The organism is Arthrobacter vasquezii (assembly GCF_029455255.1).
Classification (GTDB): Bacteria; Actinomycetota; Actinomycetes; order Actinomycetales; family Micrococcaceae; genus Arthrobacter_D; species Arthrobacter_D parietis.
In genome coordinates this window covers 1-4,485 of record NZ_JAROKN010000106.1, presented here as the reverse complement: position 1 = coordinate 4,485, position 4,485 = coordinate 1, and the positions used below count along the sequence as shown (strand labels likewise).

Genomic DNA, 4,485 nt, shown 5'->3' with positions numbered 1-4,485 from the left:
CCAGCGTTCATCCTGAGCCAGGATCAAACTCTCCGTAAAAAACTACGAACACAACACAAACCCCCCGGAAAAAGAGAAGCCCATGCTGCACAAAATTCGAAACCAGCCAAAAAACCAGCCACCCCACCAGGGCGAGATGACCAGCAAATCAACCAATCAAAAAACAATCGGTATCAACAAACATGGCACACTATTGAGTTCTCAAACAACAGAAGCAATTCACATACTTTGTAAAGTTTTCATTTACATTTCCGTGCTGCGGTGTTACTAAATCTATTTCATCCGAATTGTTTCTGTCAAATCGGCTTATTTGCCGGAATTCGACCGAACAATTCGAATCCGCCCACCACAAACTGTCTGGCTTTGGGCTTTCGCGCTCAGCGCATGCCCGAACCATTCGGTTTTAGGAGGGGGTTTGTCACCACTCAGCGGCGGCGACTCAGAAAACATTACACGGCCTTCGGGTCCCTTGCAAATCGCCTTCTGACGAGCCGGAAACCGGCGGGAACTAGCTGACTTCGACGGTTGCGAGTGTCCGCTTTCCGCGACGGAGCAGCAGGAACCGACCGTGCAACAGCTGCTGCGGACCGACGGTGGCGTCAGGATCGGACACCTTTTCGTTGTTCACGTAGGCACCGCCTTCAGCGACGGTTCGGCGGGCTGCGGAATTGCTGGGAGACAGCCCGCTGCTCACGAGGAGATCGATGATGCCAAGCCCGCCGCCGTCGACCTTTGCGGTTGGCAGCTCAGCGGTTGCAGCGCGAAGAGTGACCTCGTCCAGCTCGGTCAGGTCGCCCTGCCCGAACAGTGCCGCAGAGGCAGCAATCACCTTGTTCGTTGCCTCGACGCTGTGAACCAGTGAAGTGACGTCGAAGGCGAGGGCGCGCTGCGCCTCACGCAGGTGCGGCCGGTCGGCCACGGATTCCGCCAGCTGATCGATGTCCGCACGGCTGCGGAAGGTGAAGACCTTCAACCGGTCGACGACATCTGCATCCGACGTGTTCAGCCAGAACTGGTACATCGCATACGGTGTGGTCATTTCCGAATCCAGCCAAACGGCATTGCCCTCGCTCTTGCCGAACTTGGTGCCATCCGAGTTGGTGATCAGGGGGGTTCCGATTGCGTGGACAGTCTTGCCCTCCACCTTGCGGATGAGTTCCGTACCACTGGTCAGGTTGCCCCACTGATCAGACCCGCCGGTCTGCAGGACGCACTGGTGGTCGCGGAAAAGATGCAGGTAATCCATGCCCTGCAGCACTTGGTAGCTGAACTCCGCGTAACTGATGCCTTCCTCGGAGTGCAGACGCTTGGCAACTGTTTCCTTCTTGACCATGGTGCCGACGCGGAAGTGCTTGCCGACCTCGCGCAGGAAATCAATTGCGCTCATGGGCGCAGTCCAGTCAAGGTTATTGACCATCCGGGCAGCGTTGTCGCCCTCGAAGCTCAGGAACCGCTGGACCTGCCCCTGTAGGTACCCGACCCACTCGGCAACGGTTTCCTTTGTGTTCATGGTGCGCTCAGCGGACGGCCGGGGGTCTCCCACCAGCCCCGTGGATCCACCGACCAGGCCAATCGGCCTGTGACCAGCAAGCTGAAGCCGGCGCATTGTCAGCAACTGGACGAGGTTTCCCAGATGCAGGCTCGGAGCCGTGGGGTCAAAACCGCAGTAGTACGTGATGGGTGCGCCGGCGAGAAGTTTTTCTAACTCCGCCTCATCAGTGGAAACGTGGATCAGCCCGCGCCACTTCAGCTCCTGCCAGAGGTTCTCGAAGGAGCTGTCGTTTTGCTGCTGGTTCACGGCCGCGTGCGCGGCTTCGGTAGGTTGTTGCACTGCTTCAAAATATCAGCCCTCAATGCCCTCCGGAATTTCGCCCGTCGAAATGAGGCGGAGACGCTGGGTCGGCCTGGTCATTGCGACGTACAGGTCCCCTACCCGGACGGCTTCCTGCTTCAGCATCTCGGCCGGTTCCAGGACCACTACGCCGTCGAACTCCAGGCCCTTTGCCTCGCGTGGTGTGGTGACCACGATGTCCTGGCCCAGCCCGCCTGCGCCCCTGCCGACTCGGTTGCCGTACGCCGCCGTGACGGCGGCCCGGACCTGCTCGACGATGCGCGCAGGCGCGATGACGGCAAGAAGACCATCGGAAATCGCATCCAGTTCCTCCGGCAAGGCAGACAGTAACGCCGGTTCGAGCTCCGAAACCTGGTCGATCACCGGATCCCACCGCCCTTCGCGGACCGCCTTCGGGGCAGACACGACGAGGCCTGCGGCATTAGCCATGCGTACTGCCGCCTCGGCAATCTGCGCCGGCGTCCGGTAGTTGACCGTCAGCTCCTCAAGCTGCCACCGCTCCCCCACGAACGGCTCGAGTGCCTGCTGCCACGAGTGGGAACCGGCGATGGAGCTGGTTTGCGCAATGTCACCGACAATCGTGAAGGACTTGAGAGGGCATTTGCGCATGAGCAGCCTCCACTGCATCGGCGAAAGCTCCTGCGCTTCATCCACCACGATGTGCCCATACGCCCATGTGCGGTCACCGGATGCACGCTCGGCAGCCGTCAACCGCGATTCCGCAACCGTATTGTGCTCCGCGAGTTGTTCGGCACTGAGCATGCCGTCAATGCCGGCGTCCTCAAGTGTGCCGCTGACGTTCTCCAGGGCGCGCTCGGCGTTGGCTAGGTCCCGGCGTCGTTCCTGTTCCTGTTCCGCGGCGTTGCGTCCTGCGGACGCATCAAGCTCACCCAGCAGTTCCGCAGCCTCATCGAGGAGAGGGACGTCCGCTTCCGTCCATGGCGCGTCTTCCGTTCGGTAGAGCAGCTCCAGCTCGGCATCGCTCAAGTGGGGTGCGGCGGCCTCGAGCTGGGCAGGCTTGGCGTAAAGGTCCCGCAGGAGTTTCTCCGGCGTCATGGGCATCCAGGCGAGATTGAGCGCGATCCGCACATCGCGCGAGGTCCGTACGTCCTCGGTGAGATAGGAGCGGTCCGCGGTGTTTCCGGCACCCGAGGATTCTTCGAGCTGCTCAGTCAGCTGCTCGGTGAGCTCGCGCAGCATGATCTTCACGAACGTAGTACGCGCCTCATTGTGCGGTTTCCCGGTGGCGCGGGCGCGGTCCCGCGCCCGGCGGACCTGCCGGGGAGTGAGGATCAGGGTGGTCCCCTCGACGTTGAGCTTTCGGTTCTCAGCCGGTATGCGCTGCCGGTTGGCCACAGCCTGCTTGATGACGCCGGCCATGTCCAGCCTGCCCTTGAGCTCTGCCGTCTCTTCTGACTGCTCCTGAACAGCCTGAATCCCCGGCATCAGGCTGCCGATGCTCGCCATCACCACCCCGGTTTCACCCAGCGAGGGCAGCACGCGCTCGATGTACTTCATGAAGGCATTGGTAGGACCGACCAGCAGCACTCCGGCAGATTTGAGCCGCTCCCGGTGTGTGTACAGCAGGTAGGCAGCCCGGTGCAGGGCGACGGCCGTCTTGCCTGTACCCGGACCGCCCTGTACGACGACGACGCCCGGCAGCGGCGCGCGGATGATGCGGTCCTGCTCGGACTGGATAGTTCCGACGATGTCCGACATCTGCCCGGTGCGCCGCGAATTCAGCGCGGCCAGCAGCGCTCCCTCCCCCTGCAGCGAGTCGGCGTCAGTAAGCATGGAAGCGTCGAGGACATCATCTTCCACAGCGACGACGTCCCGTTGGGAAAGGATCAGGTGACGACGGCGGCGGACGCCCATCCGCTCGAAAGCTGTGGCCTGGTAGAAGGTACCCGCTTCCGGTGCACGCCAGTCCACCATGAGCTGCTGCAGATCCTCGGAGGACAGACCGATGCGGCCGATGTAGCGCTCATCACCGCTGTCCAGATCGAGACGCCCGAACACCAACCGGTCATCGACCGCATTCAACTGGGCGAGGCGGTCCTCGTACATGGTGGCGAACGCATCGCGCTCGGACCGGTTCTGATGTGATCCGGCCGATGTCGTCCGGCGCACCTGATCGAGCTGGCGCTGCTTTTCGGCCCGCAGTTCATCAAGCCGTTGATACAGGCCGGCCACATAACCCCGCTCGTGGTCCAGCTCGTTCCGGGCTACTGACATTTCATGCATTGCGCGTTTCCCTCTCGCCAAGGCGGACCGTCAATTCTATCCCCCTTCGGTGCGAATTTCCTTTATGCCGCTGTGCACGCTGCCGGATGTTTCGCCCGATGCGGTTCTCCGTGCGGGATCAGCCGCCCTCCGGGCGCCTCGGGGCTTGGCGGCCGGCCGGTACACGGAGACGCTCGGGTCCCCGGCCAGCCAGTAGCGCCAGGGGTAGGCCGGTGATCCGCCGGGTCCACTCACGCCGACGCGCGGGCCCGTCTGAAGACGCAGGGGGTCTGCAGGATGGTCCGGCAAAGTGAGCTGGAGCCGGTCAGAGAAAACATCCGTTCCGTCCAACTCCCGGTCGATCCCGAGGGCCTGCGCCAGGCGCGCCGGACCGCGCGCAAGGTCCCGGT

4 protein-coding genes are annotated in these 4,485 nt (G+C 62.3%); 1 reads left to right on the top strand and 3 read right to left on the bottom strand.

Going from position 1 to position 4,485, the window contains the following annotated elements:
• Positions 1-234: hypothetical protein (locus tag P4U43_RS17665; RefSeq protein WP_277359910.1), on the top strand; the 234-nt coding region annotated here is incomplete at its 5' end.
• A 274-nt stretch (positions 235-508) separates the two neighbouring features.
• On the opposite strand, the gene tyrS is transcribed toward P4U43_RS17665, so the two are convergent.
• From tyrS to P4U43_RS17650, 3 genes are all read right to left on the bottom strand, one after another.
• On the bottom strand, positions 509-1,831 hold the full coding sequence (gene tyrS / locus P4U43_RS17660) for a tyrosine--tRNA ligase (RefSeq protein WP_277359909.1): 1,323 nt from the start codon (positions 1,829-1,831) through the stop codon (positions 509-511).
• A gap of 12 nt (positions 1,832-1,843) precedes the next feature.
• Positions 1,844-4,096 (bottom strand): AAA family ATPase, encoded by a 2,253-nt coding sequence (locus P4U43_RS17655; RefSeq protein WP_277359908.1) that lies wholly within the window; start codon positions 4,094-4,096, stop codon positions 1,844-1,846.
• Between the two features lie 36 nt (positions 4,097-4,132).
• Positions 4,133-4,485: DNA-3-methyladenine glycosylase (locus tag P4U43_RS17650; RefSeq protein WP_277359907.1), on the bottom strand; the 353-nt coding region annotated here is incomplete at its 5' end.